Raw genomic sequence first — 19744 nt, forward strand, 5'->3', positions numbered from 1 at the left:
ACTTATCCGTATTGGTTTGTTAGTTTTGTTTCGGTTCACGCAGCATCACGCGCGCAACAATATTTAAACCGAGCACAAATAGGCCAATTAATAAAGCACCCGTCCAAGCTAACTGATGCCATTCGTCATAAGGGCTCATGGCGAATTGAAAGATGACAACTGGCAAATTAGACATCGGCTGATTCATGTTTGAATAGAATTGATTATTTAGTGCCGTAAATAGCAGCGGTGCCGTTTCGCCCAAGATACGCGCAATGGCTAGCAAAATACCGGTTGCAACACCTGCTTTAGCGGCACGTAATGTAACTAAAAGCACCATTTTCCACTGTGGAGCACCTAGGGCATAGGCCGCTTCACGCATTGCGGTTGGTACTAGGCGCAGCATGTTTTCTGTGGTTCTTAATACCACCGGAATCACTAAAATAGCTAAAGCAAATGAGCCCGCCCAACCAGAAAAATGCTGCACGCGTGCTACATACATTTCGAAAATAAATAAGCCAATAACAATCGAAGGGGCAGAAAGCAAAATGTCATTGATAAAGCGAGTGGTAGGCGCTAACCAGCCTTTATTACCAAATTCAGCCAAATAGGTGCCTGCCAAAATGCCAATCGGTGTGCCAATAGCAACCCCTACAATGGACATTTGCAAGCTGCCTAAAATTGCATTAGACAAACCACCTGCACTGCCTGGAGCAGGTGTTGTTTGAGTAAATGTAGCAAAGGTTAAACCAGGCAGGCCATTTTTAAATAGCGTAAACATAATCCAGAATAACCAGAATAAACCAAAGGCCATGGCAAAAATGGAAAGTGTTAAGCTTAGGTAATTGACTGCGCGGCGGCGCTTATAAATATTCATGGCCTTACTCATGAGTTAGCGCCCTCATTGCGTTGTAAACGCAGTAGTAATAATTTAGAAAGCACTAGAACAATAAAGGTGATAAAGAACAGTAATAAACCTAATTCAATCAGTGATGAAATATAAAGCTCACCATTGGCTTCGGTAAATTCATTGGCTAGCGTGGCAGAGATGGTGGTGGCAGGGTCAAATAGGGAATTCATTTTTGCCTGAGAATTACCAATAACAAAGGTAATTGCCATAGTTTCGCCTAATGCGCGGCCAAGGCCCAGCATGACGCCGCCAATAATCCCATTTTTAGTAAATGGCACAACCACATTCCAAACGACTTCCCAAGTTGTTGCGCCTAGGCCATAAGCTGATTCTTTAAGCATTGGCGGTACAACTTCAAATACATCACGCATCACCGAGGTAACATAAGGAATAACCATAATTGAAAGAATCAAGCTGGCCGTGAACATGCCAATACCCATTGGCGCACCCACAAATAATCCCCCAATCAACGGCCAATTTGCGGTGGTTTCAGTCAGCCAAGGCTGCACATGGTCTGCAAATAAGGGTGCAAAAACAAATAAACCCCACATGCCATAAATAATGGAAGGCACGCCAGCAAGCAGCTCAATCGCTACCCCAAGTGGGCGGCGCAGCCATGTTGGTGATAATTCGGTTAGAAAAATGGCAATGCCAAAGCTAACGGGCACCGCAATAATCAGCGCAATAAAAGAGGAAACTAAAGTGCCGCGAATAGAGGGCCATGCGCCAAATTCTTCTGTAACAGGATTCCAGCTTTCTGAAGTAATAAAGCTTAAGCCAAAATGCTTAATGCTTGGCATTGCGCCATAGAGCAATGAAAGAATAATACCGCTTAATAAAGCAAGTACAAAAAAAGCAAAAAAACGTGTACTGCCGACGAACAGCATATCTTGAAATCGCTGCTGTTTCATTCGTTGTGTTTGATTCGGCATTAAAATCTCCATTACACCGATGCTTCATAACAACACAACAGGAGCTTTATGGCTCCTGTTGTGTGTTTAGACGTATAGCGGTACTGCCGCCACTGTAATGACTAATTACTTCCAGATTGGATTTGCGCCATCTGTCATTTGCGCTTTCCAGTTGGCTTTAATCATATTCACTACGCTATCTGGCATAGGAATGTAATCTAAATCAAGCGCAACTTTATCTGCATCATTGCCATAAGCCCAATCAAAGAATTTTAATACTTCAAGTGCTTGTGCTGGCTTGTCTTGCTTTTTGTGCATCAAAATAAATGTTGGGTTAGCAATTGGCCATGATGTTTTACCCGCTGAGTTTGTAGTCAGCAGATACATGCCTGGGGCATTTTTCCAATCTGCGCCAGCTGCTGCGGCAATAAAGGCTTCTTCGGAAGGCTCAACAAAAACGCCGTCACGGTTTTGTAGTGCGGTGTGAGCCAGTTTGTTTTGTTTTGCGTAAGCAAACTCAACGTAACCAATTGCACCTTTAATACGTTGTACATAGTTGGAAACGCCTTCGTTACCCTTGCCACCTACACCAACAGGCCATTGCAAGGAGGTGTTTGCACCTACTTTTTCTTTCCATTCTGCGGATACTTTTGATAGGTAATCAGCAAATACGAAGGTAGTGCCTGAGCCGTCTGAACGACGAACAACAGTAATGTTTTGGTCTGGCAAGCTAACACCAGCATTGATCGCAACGATGGCTGGGTCATTCCATTTCTTGATTTTGCCAAGGAAAATGTCAGTCAGTACTTGCGGAGTCATTTTCAACTGGCCTGGCTTAATACCAGGAATATTTACCACCGGCACTACACCACCGATCACGGTAGGGAATTGCATCAGGCCTTGTTTGTTTAACTCTTCTGGCTTGAGTGGCATGTCGGACGCGCCAAAATCAACCGTTTTAGCTTGAATTTGCTTAATACCGCCACCAGAACCAATCGATTGATAATTCAGGCCAGTGCCGGTTTTGGCTTTGTACATTTCAGCCCACTTAGCGTAGAGCGGGTACGGGAAGGTCGCACCTGCACCAGTAATGTCTGCCGCGATAGCATGTGTGAACAGGCCGGCAGTAAGGCCGATGGTAACAATCAGTTTGCGAACAAGTGCCATTACAGATAACTCCGAGGGCTAAAGCGTTTGGATTGAAATGATATTTCGCTATGCTAGCTGCTGATTGTTGCTGAAATATTACAAGTCACTCAGTTTGGGTGAGCTTCTCTTGAAAATCAATAAATTGACGCGTGTTCTTTATGGAATCAAGCACGCCTCGGTTTGACTGGGGGTAGGGGTGGGAATACAATCTGCAGCTTTTGAAGTGGGTGCTTCACGTCGTATGACAAGACAGCTAGTAATTGGTAACTGGAAGATGCATGGCAGCATCGGTAAGGTTCGTTCGGTATTGCCTGAGTTGGCCCGCGCTAAGCTTGGCTCTAACGTGGCGGTATGTATCCCTTATCCTTATGTCATGCTTGCTAAGAGTTTACTAAAAGATAGTCAGGTTCAGGTTGGAGCTCAGGACGTCAGCGAGTATCATGTTGGGGCTTACACAGGCGCAGTTTCTGCATCTATGTTGGCAGACATTGGTTGCGAGCTGGTTATTGTGGGGCACTCAGAACGTCGTCGTTATTTTGGCGAGAGTAGTGAAAATGCCGCGCGTAAGCTGCGTGCATGTTTAGATGCAGGGCTTTTCCCCGTGTATTGTGTTGGAGAAGATGCAGATGAGCGCGCAAGTGGCAGGCATAAAGAAATTATTGCAGCAGAATTAGCCGTTTTACGCGGTTTGCCGATAGGGCTTTATGCGGTTGCTTACGAGCCATCATGGGCAGTAGGTACCGGCGTGATAGCCACATCAGCGCAAATCGCAGAAATGCACGCGTTTATCAAAGAAACTTTAGAGCCCCGCACCCGAGTGTTGTACGGCGGTAGTGTAAAAGGCAGTAATGCTGAAGAGGTTCTGGCAGTAGACGGGGTAGATGGTGTACTTGTTGGCGGAGCGGCCCTTTCGGCTTCCGAGTTTTTAGAAATCTGCATGGCTGCGCGCTAGTCAAGGAATCGAAAACCCTGCTAGAATGCGCGCCGCATAGAATTGAGAAATAAATGGAACTTATTAAATCACTCGTGCTTATTCTTAACGTGGTTTCAGCGATTGCTACCATTGTTTTGGTGCTAATGCAGCACGGTAAAGGTGCTGATATGGGCGCTGCATTTGGCAGTGGTTCTGCGGGCAGTTTGTTTGGATCGTCAGGTTCGGCTAATTTTTTAAGCCGGACTACTGCGGTGACGGCTACGCTGTTCTTTGCTAGCTGTCTTGCTCTGGTCTTACTTGTAAGCCCAGCTAAGAAGTCTGATCTGGGTGTGATGGGTACGCAAAAGCCTGCAGTACAGCAGCCTGCACAGCCAAGTAAAATTCCTGAGTAAGCCGTTAATTTAGGAAGATTAATCTGTTTTTAATGCCGACATGGTGAAATTGGTAGACACGCTATCTTGAGGGGGTAGTGACTTCGGTTGTGAGAGTTCGAGTCTCTCTGTCGGCACCAGATTCAAAACGTCCGCGCAATGTGGGCGAATACAACATATAAAAATATCCTTAACCGCAAATCTGGGGAGTGCCATGCTCGCTAACTATTTCCCCATCCTGATGTTTCTGGCTGTAGGACTCTTGGTGGGCGTCGCCCCTCTGGTTCTTGGCTGGGGGGTGGGCAAGATTCTCGGGACCAATCGGCCTGATCCTGAAAAACGCTCGCCTTACGAGTGTGGCTTCGAAGCTTTCGAAGACGCGCGCATGCAGTTTGATGTGCGCTACTACCTCGTTGCAATCCTGTTTATTTTGTTCGATCTCGAAGTGGCCTTCCTTGTGCCATGGGCTGTTGTGCTCAAAGAGCTCGGCATGTTCGGCTTCCTTACAATGATGATCTTCCTGACCGTATTGGTTGTGGGCTTTGTCTTTGAGTGGAAGAAAGGCGCACTGGAATGGGAGTAATAAAATGAATGCTCAAACAAGTTTGCCGTCAGCAGACAAGGGCTTTGTAACCACATCGCTAGATACCGTTATCAACTGGACCCGCACGGGTTCCCTATGGCCTATGACCTTTGGTTTGGCCTGTTGTGCGGTAGAAATGATGCATGCTGGCGCTGCGCGCTATGACTTGGATCGTTTCGGTATCGTTTTTCGCCCAAGTCCACGTCAGTCTGATCTGATGATCGTTGCCGGTACGCTGTGCAACAAAATGGCACCAGCCTTGCGTAAAGTTTACGATCAGATGCCAGAGCCACGCTGGGTGATCTCGATGGGATCCTGTGCCAACGGTGGTGGTTACTACCATTATTCCTATTCTGTGGTACGCGGTTGTGATCGGATTGTGCCGGTTGATATCTACGTGCCGGGCTGTCCTCCGACAGCTGAAGCTTTGCTTTACGGCATTATTCAGCTACAGAATAAGATTAAGCGTACAAACACCATCGCACGATCAGGTGTTGTAGCAAGTGAGCGAGGGTAAGACAGTGGATCGTAAACTTTCTATCCTAATGGACAGCCTGAAGGCCGTTCTAGGTGAGGTGGGGGGTATAAACCTCTCCAAAATGGTTTGTGCTTTAGACGAAGTTACCATTGAAGTGCCGGTTGCTGCGTGGCCCGCTGTGGCGTTAATGCTGCGTGATGATGCCGCTTTGCACTTTGAATCCTGTCTGGATGTTTGTGGTGTTGATTACAGCGCTTACAAAGACGCTGTATGGGAAGGCCATCGCTTTGCTGCGGTTTACCACTTCTTGTCGTATAAACACAATGTACGCTTACGTGTACGCGTGTTCTGTACTGATGATGACTTCCCGGTTGTGCCATCGGTCGTGACTGTGTGGCCTGGCCTGAATTGGTTTGAGCGCGAAGCGTTTGATTTGTTCGGGATTATGTTTCAAGGCCATCCAGATTTACGCCGCATTCTGACCGATTATGGTTTTGTTGGTCATCCTTTCCGTAAGGATTTCCCGCTTTCAGGTTACGTAGAAATGCGTTACGACCCAGAACAAGGCCGCGTTATCTACCAGCCTGTCACTATTGATCCGCGTGAAACAACGCCGCGTATCATCCGCGAGGAGAACTACGGTGGCTGCTGAAATCCGCAACTACACGCTTAACTTCGGACCACAACACCCCGCAGCACACGGTGTGCTTCGCCTCGTGCTAGAGCTTGATGGTGAAGTGGTTGAACGGGCAGACCCGCATATCGGGCTTTTGCACCGTGGTACTGAAAAATTAGCAGAATCAAAAACCTATATTCAATCGCTGCCTTATATGGACCGTCTCGACTATGTGTCGATGATGTGCAATGAGCATGCTTATTGCATGGCGATTGAAAAAATGACGGGCATTGAAGTGCCACTGCGTGCTCAGTATATCCGTGTGATGTTTGATGAAATCACCCGTATCCTGAATCACTTAATGTGGATTGGCGCGCACGGCATTGACTGTGGCGCGATGACCATCTTCTTGTACGCTTTCCGTGAACGTGAAGACCTGATGGACTGCTATGAAGCCGTGTCAGGTGCACGTATGCACGCGGCCTATTATCGTCCGGGTGGCGTTTACCGCGATTTGCCAGATCAAATGCCGCAGTACCAAGCTTCTAAGGTACGCAATGCCGCTGCGATCAAAAAATTAAATGGCAACCGTGAAGGCTCTTTGCTCGATTTTATCGAAGATTTCACCCAGCGCTTCCCAACCTATGTTGACGAATACGAAACCCTGCTGACAGATAACCGTATCTGGAAGCAACGTACCGTTGGCATTGGCATTATCACGCCTGAACGCGCTCTGGCGCTGGGGCTGACTGGCCCTATGCTGCGTGGCTCAGGTATTGAGTGGGATTTACGTAAGAAACAGCCGTATGAAGTTTACGGTGCAATGGACTTTGATATTCCCGTGGGCACTAATGGTGATTGCTATGATCGCTATCTGGTTCGCGTTGAAGAAATGCGCCAGTCCAACCGCATTATCAAGCAGTGCGTGGCATGGCTGAAAGCTAATCCGGGCCCAGTGATTGTAGATAATCATAAAGTGGCATCGCCTTCACGTGGCGGCATGAAAGCCAATATGGAAGAGCTAATTCACCACTTCAAATTATTTACCGAAGGGATGCATGTTCCAGAGGGCGAAGCTTACGCTGCTATTGAGCATCCTAAGGGTGAGTTTGGTATCTATATGGTATCCGATGGGGCCAATAAGCCTTACCGCATGAAAATTCGCGCCCCGGGCTTTGCGCACTTGGCGTCGTTGGATGAAATGGCGCGTGGCCATATGTTGTCCGACGTGGTGGCTATCATTGGAACTCAAGACGTTGTATTCGGGGAGATTGACCGCTGATGTTAACTACTCAATCCCTAGCGTTGATCGATCGTGAAGTAGCAAAGTACCCAGCGGAGCAAAAGCGCTCTGCGGTTATGGGTGCTCTGCGTATTGCTCAAACTGAGCATCGCTACTTAAGCAATGAAATGATCGAATTCATCGCCAATTACCTGGGCATTGCCCCGATGATGGCGTTGGAAGTGGCCACTTTCTACAATATGTACGATCTAAAGCCTGTTGGTCAGCACAAGATCACCGTATGTACCAATCTGCCCTGTGCTTTATCGGGCGGCTATACTGCGGCGCATTACATTAAGCAAAAATTGGGCATTGGTTTTAATGAAACCACGCCTGACGGTAAATTTACGCTGAAAGAAGGGGAGTGCATGGGAGCCTGTGGTTATGCGCCAGTGATGCTGGTAAACAACCATTCCATGTGCAGCCATATGACGCCTGAGGCGATCGACAAAAAACTGGCGGAGCTCGAATAATGACCGTCTACGTATCCGGCGTTGTATTTGAAGACGTCAACTTTGAAGATCCAAATTGCTGGAAGCTTGACGAATACGTTAAGCGTGGTGGCTATGCTGCTCTGAAAAAAATCCTGAGTGAAAATATCACTCAAGACGAAATCATTGCGCAAATGAAAACATCTGGCCTACGTGGTCGTGGTGGTGCGGGCTTTCCGACTGGCTTGAAATGGTCATTTATGCCGCGCAGCTTTCCAGGGCAAAAATACCTCGTATGTAATACCGACGAGGGCGAGCCAGGCACTTTTAAGGATTTAGACATTATTGTGTCTAATCCACATGCGCTGATCGAAGGCATGATTATTGGTGCTTACGCGATGGGCATTACCGTGGGTTACAACTATATCCACGGTGAAGTGTTTGAAGCTTATGAGCGCTTTGAAGAAGCACTGGAAGAAGCACGCAAAGCGGGTTTCTTGGGCGACAAAATTCTGGGTTCAGAATTTAGCTTTGAGTTGCACGCCCATCATGGCTACGGCGCTTATATCTGTGGTGAAGAAACGGCTCTGCTGGAATCCTTAGAAGGCAAAAAAGGTCAGCCACGCTTTAAGCCGCCATTCCCAGCCAGCTACGGTCTCTACGGCAAGCCAACTACAATTAATAATACTGAGACGTTTGCCTCCGTACCTTATATTATCCGCGAAGGCGGGCAGAAATTCCTTGAGCTAGGTAAACCTAATAACGGTGGCACCAAGTTATTTTCGGTTTCTGGCCATGTAAATCGCCCTGGAAACTACGAAGTACCGCTGGGCATGCCGTTTTCGGAGCTGCTTGAGCTGTGCGGTGGCATGAAAGATGGCAAAAAACTTAAGGCGGTGATTCCTGGTGGATCATCCTCGCCAGTCTTACCTGCTGACATCATGATGCAATGCACAATGGACTACGATTCGATCGCGAAAGCGGGATCGATGCTGGGTTCGGGCGCGGTGATCGTGATGGACGAAACAGTGAGTATGGTGCAGGCGCTAGAGCGTTTGTCTTACTTCTACTTCGAAGAATCGTGTGGCCAATGTACACCGTGTCGTGAAGGCACCGGTTGGTTGTATCGGATTGTTCATCGTATCGCACAGGGCCATGGCGTTCCGGAAGACTTGGAACTCTTGGACAGTGTCGGTAATAACATCGCAGGGCGAACCATTTGTGCCCTCGGCGACGCAGCTGTTTTCCCGGTGCGCGGAATGCTAAAACACTTCCGTAGCGAATTCGAATACCTTATCGAACACAAGACTGCTTTGCAGGCTTGGGTTTGATTCAATAGCCATTGAGTAGAGCATGCTGGAAATTGAAATCGACGGTAAGAAACTGACAGTGCCAGGTGGTAGCACGGTAATGGACGCAGCCAATTCGGTTGGCGTGCATATCCCGCATTTCTGCTATCACAAAAAGCTGTCTATCGCCGCAAACTGCCGTATGTGCCTTGTTCAGGTTGAGAAAGCGCCTAAGCCTCTACCTGCCTGTGCCACCCCCGTCACTGACGGGATGAAAGTCTGGACCCACTCTGATCAGGCCGTGAAGGCGCAGCAGGGGGTGATGGAATTCTTACTGATTAATCACCCACTGGATTGCCCGATTTGCGATCAGGGCGGCGAATGTCAGCTGCAAGATCTGGCGGTTGGCTATGGTCAGTCTGGCTCGCGTTACACAGAAGAAAAGCGTGTTGTGGTTAATAAAGACCTAGGCCCGCTGATTTCTACTGATATGACGCGTTGCATCCATTGCAGCCGCTGTGTTCGCTTTACCGAAGAAATCGCCGGTTTCCAAGAGCTGGGTATGGCCGGTCGCGGTGAATTTACCGAGGTCATGTCCTTTGTTGGCAAGGCGGTTAAGTCAGAAATTTCCGGTAATGTGATTGATCTTTGCCCAGTTGGCGCGTTGACGAGCAAGCCGTTCCGCTACTCCGCCCGTACATGGGAATTATCGCGCCGTAAATCAGTCAGCCCACACGATGGTTTGGGTTCAAACCTCGTAGTGCAGGTGAAAAACAACAAAGTAATGCGTGTATTGCCGCTGGAAAACGAAGCTATTAATGAATGCTGGCTTGCGGATCGTGATCGTTTCTCTTACGAAGCGCTCAATAGCAGCGAGCGTCTGCAAAAGCCAATGATTAAGCAAGGTGGTGTTTGGCAAGTTACAGACTGGCAAACAGCGCTTGAATACGTGGCAAATGGCCTAAAACAAGTGGTGGCAGATCATGGCGCTGAGGCGGTTGCCGCAGTGGCAACGCCCAATAGCACGGTTGAAGAGCTGTTTACCCTACGTAAATTGATGGCAGGTTTAGGCGTAAACAATGTTGAAACACGCTTACGTAATAGCGACTTCAGCCTGAACACTACCGGTGCTACTTGGTTGGGCCAATCGATTGCTGATTTGGCTGTAGCTGAAGCAGTCTTGGTTATCGGCTCTTCATTACGCCAAGAGCAGCCTCTGCTGGCACAACGCTTGCGTCAATCCGTAAAGAAAGGCATGAAGCTTTCTTTAGTGAATGTGCATAGTGATGATTTGCTGACTAAAGTTGCCGCGCAAGCTGTCGTTCGCCCGGATCAGTTGGTTGAAGGCGTACTGGCCGTGGTTAAGGCCGTGCTTGAAGCGGATAGCAGCAAGACTGCTCCTGCGCATATCGATTTAACGGGCGTTGAAGTCACCGACGCAGCGCGCGCGATTGCTGCAACGCTAACCGGTAAATCAGCCGTATTGCTAGGCAATATCGCAACGCATAATCCACGGGCTGCAGAGCTGTATGCTGCAGCTGCTGTATTGGCCGAGCTAGCTGGCGCAACACTAGGTGTGATGAGCGAAGCGGCTAATACCGTGGGTGCTCAACTGATCGGTGCAACGGTTGGCGGCAATGTCTTTGCTACGCCGAAAAAAGCCTATGTGCTGTTAAACGCTGAAACCGAGTTTGATACACACAACGGCCAAGAAGCGCTGGCGGCAGTGAAGTCCGCCGAAATGGTTGTGGTGATGTCGGCCTTTAATAGCTGCGCACTGGATTTTGCTGATGTGATTCTGCCGATCTCACCGTTCTCCGAAACATCGGGCACGTTTGTGAATATGGAAGGCAAGCCACAAAGCTTTAACGGTGTGGTGCGTCCTCTTGGCGAGACGCGTCCGGCATGGAAAGTATTCCGCGTCTTAGGCAATGTGCTTGGCTTTAATGGCTTTGATTACGAATCGTCAGAACAGATTCGTGATGAAGCCCTTGCTGGCGATACAGCCGCTCGCCTCAACAACGCACCGGCTGCTGCCGTTACCGTTAAGGCTCGCGCTGCTAGTGGCCTAGTTCGCTTAGGCGAAGTGCCTATGTATCAGACAGATAGCTTGGTTCGCCGTGCGCAAAGCCTACAAGCAAGCACCGCAGCACCTGCTCTGAAAGCAAATGCGGCAACACTCGCTACATTGGGCTTGGCTGTGAATGATCTAGCAAAAGTTGAGCAGGGCGGTGCAACTGTTTCCTTGTTTGCTGAGCTGGATAACGGCCTCGTAGACGATGTGATTCGTGTGGTAGCTAGCCATTCCGCGACGCGAGAGCTGGCTGGCATGTATAGCAGCCTGTCGGTTTCTAAAGCTTAAAGGGCGCCCAATATGGAAATGTTACAAGGGTGGTTTGGCGCAGAGATCGCGTTTGTCCTCTGGACCCTCATCAAGATTGTTTGCATCGTTGCGCCTTTGATGGGCGCGGTGGCTTACCTGACATTGGCCGAGCGTAAAGTCATCGGTTATATGCAGATTCGTATCGGCCCGAATCGGGTTGGTCCGTTTGGTTTGCTGCAACCGATTGCCGACGGTGTAAAGCTGCTGCTGAAAGAAATTATTTCTCCATCTGCTGCTAGCACCGGTCTGTTCTTTTTAGCGCCGATTATGGTTCTGGTGCCGGCGCTGGCGGCTTGGGCCGTGGTGCCGTTTTATCCTGGCTATGTTTTATCCGATGTGAATGTCGGCTTGCTCTACGTGATGGCCATTACTTCGATGGGCGTTTACGGCGTAATTTTGGCGGGCTGGGCATCTAACTCTAAATATGCCTTCCTTGGTGCAATGCGCGCTGCGGCTCAGGTGATTTCTTATGAGTTGGCAATGGGCTTTGCCTTGGTCGGCGTGATGATGGTTTCGGGCAGCTTAAATATGACCGAAATCGTTAATCAGCAGGGCCAAGGTATGGCAGGTGGTTCTATTCTGTCGTGGAACTTGATTCCGCTGCTGCCTTTGTTCGTGATCTACTTTATTTCTGGTGTGGCTGAAACCAACCGCGCACCGTTTGATGTGACCGAAGGCGAATCAGAAATTGTTGCGGGTCATATGGTCGAATATTCGGGCATGAGCTTTGCACTGTTCTTCTTGGCCGAATACGCCAATATGATTCTGATTTCAGCCATGACATCGATCATGTTCCTTGGCGGTTGGTTAAGCCCGTTCCCTGCAAGCTGGGGCATGTTGGGCGCACCGTCGGTACTGTGGTGGGTATTAAAAGTAGCCTTTATGCTGTTCTGCTTCTTGTGGTTCCGCGCTACTTTCCCTCGCTATCGTTACGATCAGCTGATGCGTTTGGGTTGGAAGATTTTTATTCCAGTGACCTTGATTTGGATTGTGGTAGTGGGCGCTTGGATGCAAACGCCGCTGTCTCTCTGGAAATAAACAGGACCGACAATGGAAAAGATTGCTTATTTCTTTAAAACGTTCTTGCTCGTGGAACTGGTAAAAGGCTTGATGCTTACCGGCCGCCATATGTTCCAGACCAAGATCACAGTGCAGTTCCCGGAAGAAAAAACACCGTACAGCCCGCGTTTTCGCGGCCTGCATGCGCAACGTCGCTACGCCAATGGCGAAGAGCGTTGCATCGCCTGTAAGCTTTGTGAGGCAGTTTGCCCAGCACAAGCGATTGTGATTGAGTCAGATAAACGTGAGGACGGCACACGCCGCACCACACGTTATGACATTGATCTAACCAAGTGCATTTTCTGTGGTTTTTGTGAAGAAGCGTGCCCGGTGGATGCCATCGTGGAAACGCATATTCTTGAATATCACGGCGAAAAACGGGGCGATCTCTACTACACCAAGCCGATGTTGCTGGCGGTGGGTGATAAGTACGAGAGCGAAATTGCAGAACGCAAAGCGCAAGACGCTAAGTACCGTTAAGGGGTGGACATGACACAAGCTCTATTTTGTTTCTTCGCCTTAGTGCTCTTGATTTCTGCACTTGGCGTTGTGACTACTAAAAACCCAGTACAAGCCGCACTGCTGTTGATTTTGTCTTTCTTTACCGCAGCCATGCTGTGGATGCTAATGAAGGCCGAGTTCCTCGCTGTATCCTTGGTGCTGATTTATGTGGGCGCCGTTATGGTGCTGTTCCTGTTTGTGGTGATGATGCTGGATATCAACTTTGAGGAGCTGCGTAAAGGCTTCTGGAAGTTCGCCCCGATTGCAGGTTTGGTAGCCGGAACTATGCTGCTGGAAATGGTACTCGTGATTACGCATGGCGCAAGCCAGCTGAATGGCGCTGCTATCATTGATCATCCAGCGGGTTACAGCAATGTGCATGAACTGGGCCGTTTGATTTACACCCAGTATTTCCTGCCTTTCCAACTGGCTTCGTTTATTTTGTTGGTGGGGATGATTGCCGCTATTGCGCTGACGCTACGTAAGCGTAAAAGCAGCAAATATATCAATCCGGGTGATCAGGTTCGCGTCAAAGCGAGTGATCGTCTGCGCATCGTGAAGATGGCCACAACAGTGAAAGAGCTGGCAGAAGTTCCTGCCAGCGACGATAAACCAGCAGCCTAAGGGGAAGATATTTCATGCTTGAGTTGACGCATTATCTTGTACTGGCGGCTTGTTTATTTGCCATCAGTATTTTCGGTATCTTTATGAACCGCAAAAACCTCATCGTGCTGTTAATGGCGATTGAGTTGATGTTGCTTGCGGTGAATATGAATTTCATTGCTTTCTCGCAGTTTTTGGGCGATTCAGCAGGGCAGATTTTCGTGTTCTTTATCTTGACGGTGGCCGCGGCTGAAGCTGCAATCGGGCTGGCGATCCTGATTGTGTTATTCCGCAATCTACGATCGATCAACGTCGAAGATCTCGACAGCCTGAAGGGTTAAGGGGACTGGATTACAAATGGATATGAAAACGATTTATCTCTTAATCCCGCTGGCTCCCCTGTTTGGAGCGCTGGTCGCAGGCCTGTTTGGCTGGGCGATCGGGCGGCGAGCCTCACATCTGGTCACGATTGGTGGTGTTGCTGCCTCGTTCCTGATGTCGGCTTATGTTTTAAACCACTTGGTTTCAGGTGGGAATAACTTTAACGGTACGGTTTACACTTGGCTGACCGTTAATGGCGTTGATTTTAACGTTGGTTTCTTGGTCGATAAGCTCACCGCAATGATGATGTGTGTGGTGACTTTTGTATCCTTGATGGTGCATATCTACACCATCGGTTATATGTCGGAAGACCCTGGTTATCAGCGTTTCTTTAGTTATATCTCCTTGTTTACCTTTTCAATGCTGATGCTGGTGATGGCGAATAACTTCGTTCAGCTGTTCTTTGGTTGGGAAGCGGTGGGGCTGGTTTCATACCTCTTGATTGGTTTCTGGTTTAAAAAGCCGACGGCTACTTTTGCCAATATGAAGGCTTTTTTGATCAACCGTGTGGGTGATTTTGGTTTTCTACTCGGGATTGGTCTGGTACTGGCTTACTTTGGCTCGCTGGATTACGCCGATGTGTTTGCTAAAGCACCAGCGCTAAAAGACGCCACGATTAGTCTGTTCCCAAATGTCACTTGGTCTTTGATGTCGGTGACTTGCATCTTGCTGTTTATCGGTGCGATGGGTAAATCGGCTCAGTTCCCGCTGCATGTTTGGCTGCCAGACTCGATGGAAGGCCCAACACCGATTTCCGCACTGATTCACGCGGCAACGATGGTAACGGCAGGTATCTTTATGGTGGCACGTATGTCGCCATTGTTTGAGCTATCTGATACTGCGCTGAATTTTGTGATGGTGATTGGCTCGATTACCGCGCTGTTTATGGGTTTTCTCGGGATTATCCAAAACGATATCAAGCGGGTGGTGGCTTACTCAACACTATCGCAGCTTGGCTATATGACGGTGGCGCTGGGTGCTTCTGCTTACTCGGTAGCGGTATTCCACCTGATGACACACGCTTTCTTTAAAGCGCTACTGTTCTTGGCTGCAGGTTCAGTGATTATTGGTATGCATCACGATCAAGACATCCGCAATATGGGTGGCTTGAAGAAATATATGCCGATTACTTGGATTACTTCCTTGATTGGATCGCTGGCACTGATTGGTACGCCTTTCTTGTCGGGTTTCTATTCTAAAGATTCGATTATTGAAGCCGTGGCGGAGTCTCATCTGCCAGGCGCAAGCTTTGCTTACTTTGCCGTGGTTGCTGGTGTATTTGTGACCGCGTTTTACTCTTTCCGTATGTACTTCTTGGTGTTCCACGGTGAAGAGCGTTTCGGCAAGGCGCACGATGCACACGGCCACGATGCCGCTCATGCACATGATGATGACCATGGGCATGCAGATGAGCATCATCATGGCTTGGCTCCAGGGCAAAAACCGCATGAAACACCATGGGTGGTGACTCTACCACTGGTGTTACTGGCGATTCCATCGCTGGTGATCGGTTACTTTGCGATTGAGCCTATGCTTTACGGTGATTTCTTTAAGGGTGTGATTTTTGTTAATCACGAACTTCACCCAACTATGGAAATGCTAAAAGAAGAGTTCCACGGTGCAGGTGCGATGGGTATTCACTCGCTGACTAGCTTGCCATTTTGGCTGGCCTTGTCAGGTGTAGTGGTGGCCTGGTACTTCTACTTAGTGAAGCCAAGTATTCCTGCGGCACTCGATCGCTTCTTTACTTCTATTGGGATCAAGAAGCTGCTCGATGAAAAGTACTATATGGATCACCTGTATATCAACGGTTTTGCCGCAGGTGGCCGAGTGCTGGGTACGCTGTTCTGGAAAGTAGGCGATACCTTTATTATCGATGGCTTGCTTGTCAATGGTACGGCTAAGGTGGTGGGCTTGTTTGCTGCAGCGGCGCGTAAATTGCAAACCGGTTATATCTACCACTACGCTTTTGCCATGATTATTGGTGCCATTGGCCTGATGACATGGTGGATTGCTGGCCTGCTGGCCTAAAGCCGGCATCTTGCCGGGGATCGGGGGGGAAGGTCTTACTAGATCGAATCCCCCTTACGAATTAAATTAACAAGTAGGTTGACTATGACGGGTAATCTTCTAAGCCTCGCGATCTGGCTGCCGATCGTGGCGGGCCTTGTAGTACTCGCGACAGGCGGGGACAAAAACGCGACGGCCGCACGCTGGCTGGCGTTGATTGGCGCTTTGCTAAGTTTCTTGGTAACCATTCCGCTGTACACGCAGTTTGAATCTTTACATGGCGGTATGCAGTTCGAAGAGCTGAAGCCGTGGATCGCTTCATTCAATATCAACTACCACCTTGGGGTTGATGGCATTTCGATGCTGTTTGTGATCTTGAATAGCTTTATTACCTTGATGGTGATTTTGGCTGGCTGGCAAGTGATCGAAAAGCGTGTCGGGCAATATATGGCCGCGTTTCTGATTATGTCGGGCTTGATCAATGGCGCATTCGCCGCCATGGATGCAATCTTGTTCTATGTATTCTTTGAAGCCATGCTGATTCCTATGTACCTGATTATTGGTATCTGGGGTGGCCCGCGCCGTGTTTATGCGTCGGTTAAGTTCTTCCTTTACACCTTGCTTGGCTCTTTGCTGACACTGGTTGGTTTTATCTACCTGTATCAGCAAACTGGCGGTAGCTTTGAAATCGCAGACTTCCAACGCCTACCCTTAGGAATGACGGCACAGACTTTAGTGTTGATCGCTTTCTTCTTTGCCTTTGCCGTAAAAGTGCCAATGTGGCCGGTGCACACTTGGTTGCCGGATGCCCACGTTGAAGCGCCTACCGGTGGTTCGATGGTATTGGCGGCGATTACTCTGAAGCTGGGTGCTTATGGCTTCTTGCGGTTTGCTCTGCCGATTGCACCAGACGCTGCACGTGAATACGCATGGGTGTTTGTGGCGCTGTCTTTAGTTGCAGTGATTTACATTGGTTTGGTTGCGCTCGTTCAAACCGATATGAAAAAGCTGGTGGCTTATTCTTCGATCTCGCATATGGGTTTTGTCACGCTGGGCTTCTTTATGTTTGCCGGTGGCACGCAGTTAAACCAGTACGCGGTAGAAGGTGCATTACTGCAAATGATTTCTCACGGCTTTGTTTCCGCCGCAATGTTCTTCTGTATCGGTGTGATGTACGACCGTGTGCACAGCCGTAAAATTGCAGATTACGGCGGTGTGGCCAATAAAATGCCGATCTTTGCCAGCTTTATGATGTTGTTTGCCATGGCTAATTCGGGTCTGCCGGGTACTTCTGGTTTTGCCGGTGAATTTATGGTGATTCTGGGGGCGGTGCAGGTGAATTTCTGGTACGCCTTTGCTGGTGCAACTACGCTGATTTTTGGCGCAGCTTATACCCTGTGGATGTACAAGCGGGTGCTGTTTGGCGAAGTGGCGAATGCGCATATTGAGCATCTTAAAGACGTAAACAGCCGCGAATTCCTGATTCTTGCTGTGCTGGCGGTTGCTGTGCTTGGCATGGGCCTCTATCCAAAGCCATTTGCAGATGTGATGCATGTGTCAGTGAATGATTTAATCTGGCATGTTTCACAAAGCAAATTGCACTGATAAGCGATAGTCGGAAGCCAGAATTGGCTTTCCGATTTTATCCTGAGGTTTTATACCTTCGGACCACAATATTATTTGATAGGGTTGCATAATGACCTGGACGAGCCTTAATGCTTGGGTGGCAATGCCGGAAATTTTCCTGCTGCTTGCTACCTGTGCGGTACTTCTTCTTGATTTATTTGTGTCTGATGCCAAGCGGCATATCACTTATGTGCTGACTCTTTTGGTGTTGGCCGTAACGGCTTTGCTGGTTGTGAACAGCATGTATCCCGTTCCGCAGCTGGCTTTTAATGGCCTGTTTATCAGCGACCCCATCGCGCAACTTGCCAAGCTTGGTATGGTTTTAGGTGTGGCACTGGTGCTGATTTATGGCCGTGATTACGCCATTGTTCGTGGCTTATTCCGTGGCGAGTTGTTTACCCTCACCTTGTTTGCTTTGGCAGGCATGATGATTATGGCCTCTAGCGTTAATTTCTTAACGCTCTATATGGGGCTTGAATTACTTTCTTTGTCTTTGTATGCGCTGGTCGCTTTGCAACGCGATTCAATTGCTTCCACAGAAGCGGCGATGAAGTATTTTATTCTGGGCGCTTTGGCTTCTGGGATGTTGCTCTACGGTATGTCAATGATTTACGGCGCAACCGCTTCGCTGGATGTGTTTGTGATGGCACATAAAATTGCCAGTGGTGAAGCCAACCGCATGTTGGCCGCATTTGGTCTGGTGTTCTTGGTAACGGGTATTGCCTTTAAGTTGGGTGCTGTACCGTTCCATATGTGGGTGCCTGATGTATACGAAGGCGCGCCTACGCTGATTACTCAGCTGATTGGTTCAGCTCCAAAGCTGGCGGCTTTTGCTTTTGTGATTCGTTTGTTGGCGCAGGGTATGGAAGGTTATGCCTTTGACTGGCGTGGCATGCTGATTGTGCTGTCGGTATTGTCGATGGCGATTGGTAATCTGACTGCGATTGCGCAAACTAGCATGAAGCGCATGATGGCTTATTCAACCATCTCGCATATGGGCTTCTTGCTCTTAGGTATTTTAGTTGCTAGCCCGATTGGTTATTCTGCATCGTTCTTTTACGCCATGGTTTATATGCTTACCGCTGCCGCTGGTTTCGGTATGGTGATGCTGCTATCTCGTGAAGGCTTTGAGGCCGATAAAATTGACGACTTCAAAGGCCTTGCCACTCGCAGCCCTTGGTTTGCGTGCATGATGATGTTTGTGATGTTTTCTATGGCAGGTATTCCGGTCTTTATTGGTTTCTTTGCCAAGTTGTCGGTATTACAGGCCGTTGTTAATCTAGGCTATGTCTGGTTGGCGGTATTGGCGGTGATCTTCTCGCTGATCGGCGCTTTCTACTATCTGCGCATCGTTAAAATTATGTACTTTGACGAAGCCACAGATACCGCACCGATTGTTGCTGGCTTGGATACTAAGTTGGTGTTATCCGTAAACTGCCTGTTATTACTGGTATTGGGCCTGATGCCAGATCGCCTGATGGCGGTATTGTCACAAGCCGTCACTTCATCGCTCGTGCCAATGTAATGAATAATGTGTACTTGCTGTGCGGGTTGGCATTTATTGCTGCCAACCTGCCTTTCTTTTTTGAGCGCATCATTTTTTGCATTCCGGCAAAAAAGGTAAAGGGCTTTCACTGGCGTTTATTAGAGCTGGTACTGCTTTATATTGCGCTGGGTTTATTGGCAAGATTACTGGAGGGACGTCTTTCTCCGGTGCATGCCCAGAGCTGGCCTTTCTTTGCCACGACTTTTGCGATGTTTATCGTATTTGCTTGGCCTGGGTTTGTCTGGTGTTATTTCTGGCGCAAACCAGGTATTTAATAAGAAAAGCCCAACTGCTGTTGGGCTTTTTTGTGTTTAAAATATGTTTGCTGATCCGCCATAAAGAGGTGAACCTATGCAGAAATTGAGCGCGGTCTTATTTATGTTATGTACTACGCTGGCGACGGCGAATGATCTTTTGTCAGCACTCAAAAAGGAAATGGGCCAAGCCAGCTGTGAGCAGGATACGCAGTGCCGAGTACTCGCTCTGGGGCTTAAATCTTGTGGCGGGCCAGAGTTTTATTGGCCATGGTCTGTGGCAGAAGGCAAGGCGGACAAGATTGCTTTCTTAGCTAAAAAATACAATGATGAGAGAGCGGAGCAGATTAAAAGTAGTGGTGAGTTGTCTGATTGCAGCTTAGTGAGCCGCCCAGCCGTAGTATGCAGTAAGAAGCAATGCGTATTACAGGGTGAAAGTGCTTATTAA

At 48.6% G+C, this 19744-nt stretch carries 21 protein-coding genes and 1 tRNA gene; 19 read left to right on the forward strand and 3 right to left on the reverse strand.

Annotation, left to right across the window (positions count from 1 at the left end):
* Positions 1–19 precede the first annotated feature (19 nt).
* The 3 genes from pstA to pstS form a co-directional block, all read right to left on the reverse strand.
* A complete protein-coding gene (gene pstA, locus R6242_RS09350) occupies positions 20–868 on the reverse strand; it encodes a phosphate ABC transporter permease PstA (RefSeq protein WP_293936890.1) in 849 nt (282 codons plus the stop codon).
* Positions 865–1821, reverse strand: coding sequence for a phosphate ABC transporter permease subunit PstC (gene pstC, locus R6242_RS09355; RefSeq protein WP_318426191.1), 957 nt, complete (start codon positions 1819–1821; stop codon positions 865–867). The genes pstA and pstC overlap by 4 nt, the downstream gene beginning before the upstream one ends.
* Before the next feature lie 105 nt (positions 1822–1926).
* A complete protein-coding gene (pstS, locus tag R6242_RS09360) occupies positions 1927–2967 on the reverse strand; it encodes a phosphate ABC transporter substrate-binding protein PstS (RefSeq protein WP_293936885.1) in 1041 nt (346 codons plus the stop codon).
* Positions 2968–3190: 223 nt separating this feature from the next.
* Between pstS and tpiA the strand changes: the two genes are divergently transcribed.
* From tpiA to R6242_RS09455, 19 genes are all read left to right on the forward strand, one after another.
* The gene (tpiA, locus tag R6242_RS09365) at positions 3191–3901 is read left to right on the forward strand and encodes a triose-phosphate isomerase (protein ID WP_318426192.1); all 711 of its coding nucleotides are present in this window, start codon (positions 3191–3193) and stop codon (positions 3899–3901) included.
* Between the two features lie 53 nt (positions 3902–3954).
* The gene (gene secG / locus R6242_RS09370) at positions 3955–4275 is read left to right on the forward strand and encodes a preprotein translocase subunit SecG (RefSeq protein WP_293936881.1); all 321 of its coding nucleotides are present in this window, start codon (positions 3955–3957) and stop codon (positions 4273–4275) included.
* A gap of 34 nt (positions 4276–4309) precedes the next feature.
* A tRNA-Leu gene (locus tag R6242_RS09375) sits at positions 4310–4394 on the forward strand.
* A gap of 74 nt (positions 4395–4468) precedes the next feature.
* Positions 4469–4837 carry an NADH-quinone oxidoreductase subunit A gene (locus R6242_RS09380; RefSeq protein ID WP_293936879.1) on the forward strand — a complete coding sequence of 123 codons (369 nt, stop codon included), beginning with the start codon at positions 4469–4471 and terminating at the stop codon, positions 4835–4837.
* A 4-nt stretch (positions 4838–4841) separates the two neighbouring features.
* Entirely contained in the window at positions 4842–5354 is a 513-nt protein-coding gene (locus tag R6242_RS09385; protein ID WP_293936876.1) for a NuoB/complex I 20 kDa subunit family protein, read from the forward strand.
* A gap of 28 nt (positions 5355–5382) precedes the next feature.
* Complete coding sequence (locus R6242_RS09390; protein WP_318426224.1) at positions 5383–5967, forward strand: NADH-quinone oxidoreductase subunit C; 585 nt, start codon at positions 5383–5385, stop codon at positions 5965–5967.
* The gene (locus R6242_RS09395) at positions 5957–7213 is read left to right on the forward strand and encodes an NADH-quinone oxidoreductase subunit D (protein ID WP_318426193.1); all 1257 of its coding nucleotides are present in this window, start codon (positions 5957–5959) and stop codon (positions 7211–7213) included. The genes R6242_RS09390 and R6242_RS09395 overlap by 11 nt, the downstream gene beginning before the upstream one ends.
* Positions 7213–7686, forward strand: coding sequence for an NADH-quinone oxidoreductase subunit NuoE (gene nuoE / locus R6242_RS09400; protein ID WP_318426194.1), 474 nt, complete (start codon positions 7213–7215; stop codon positions 7684–7686). The genes R6242_RS09395 and nuoE overlap by 1 nt, the downstream gene beginning before the upstream one ends.
* Entirely contained in the window at positions 7686–8975 is a 1290-nt protein-coding gene (gene nuoF, locus R6242_RS09405) for an NADH-quinone oxidoreductase subunit NuoF (protein WP_318426195.1), read from the forward strand. The genes nuoE and nuoF overlap by 1 nt, the downstream gene beginning before the upstream one ends.
* A 22-nt stretch (positions 8976–8997) precedes the next feature.
* Positions 8998–11295, forward strand: coding sequence for an NADH-quinone oxidoreductase subunit NuoG (nuoG, locus tag R6242_RS09410; protein ID WP_318426196.1), 2298 nt, complete (start codon positions 8998–9000; stop codon positions 11293–11295).
* Positions 11296–11307: 12 nt separating this feature from the next.
* Positions 11308–12354 (forward strand): NADH-quinone oxidoreductase subunit NuoH, encoded by a 1047-nt coding sequence (gene nuoH, locus R6242_RS09415; protein ID WP_318426197.1) that lies wholly within the window; start codon positions 11308–11310, stop codon positions 12352–12354.
* A gap of 12 nt (positions 12355–12366) precedes the next feature.
* Positions 12367–12855: an NADH-quinone oxidoreductase subunit NuoI gene (gene nuoI / locus R6242_RS09420; protein WP_046352280.1), complete on the forward strand. Its 489-nt coding sequence runs from the start codon at positions 12367–12369 to the stop codon at positions 12853–12855.
* Between the two features lie 9 nt (positions 12856–12864).
* Positions 12865–13500, forward strand: a complete 636-nt coding sequence (locus tag R6242_RS09425; RefSeq protein WP_318426198.1) for an NADH-quinone oxidoreductase subunit J — start codon at positions 12865–12867, stop codon at positions 13498–13500.
* Between the two features lie 14 nt (positions 13501–13514).
* Positions 13515–13820, forward strand: coding sequence for an NADH-quinone oxidoreductase subunit NuoK (gene nuoK / locus R6242_RS09430; RefSeq protein ID WP_099398500.1), 306 nt, complete (start codon positions 13515–13517; stop codon positions 13818–13820).
* 16 nt (positions 13821–13836) lie between these two features.
* Entirely contained in the window at positions 13837–15891 is a 2055-nt protein-coding gene (gene nuoL / locus R6242_RS09435; protein ID WP_318426199.1) for an NADH-quinone oxidoreductase subunit L, read from the forward strand.
* Positions 15892–15975: 84 nt separating this feature from the next.
* Positions 15976–17475 (forward strand): NADH-quinone oxidoreductase subunit M, encoded by a 1500-nt coding sequence (locus tag R6242_RS09440; RefSeq protein ID WP_318426200.1) that lies wholly within the window; start codon positions 15976–15978, stop codon positions 17473–17475.
* Positions 17476–17566: 91 nt separating this feature from the next.
* Positions 17567–19021 carry an NADH-quinone oxidoreductase subunit NuoN gene (nuoN, locus tag R6242_RS09445; protein WP_318426201.1) on the forward strand — a complete coding sequence of 485 codons (1455 nt, stop codon included), beginning with the start codon at positions 17567–17569 and terminating at the stop codon, positions 19019–19021.
* The gene (locus R6242_RS09450; protein WP_293935640.1) at positions 19021–19317 is read left to right on the forward strand and encodes a DUF2818 family protein; all 297 of its coding nucleotides are present in this window, start codon (positions 19021–19023) and stop codon (positions 19315–19317) included. The genes nuoN and R6242_RS09450 overlap by 1 nt, the downstream gene beginning before the upstream one ends.
* Before the next feature lie 76 nt (positions 19318–19393).
* Complete coding sequence (locus tag R6242_RS09455) at positions 19394–19744, forward strand: hypothetical protein (protein ID WP_318426202.1); 351 nt, start codon at positions 19394–19396, stop codon at positions 19742–19744.

It is taken from the genome of Iodobacter sp. CM08 (genome assembly GCF_033446605.1).
In the GTDB taxonomy this organism is placed as follows: Bacteria; Pseudomonadota; Gammaproteobacteria; order Burkholderiales; family Chitinibacteraceae; genus Iodobacter.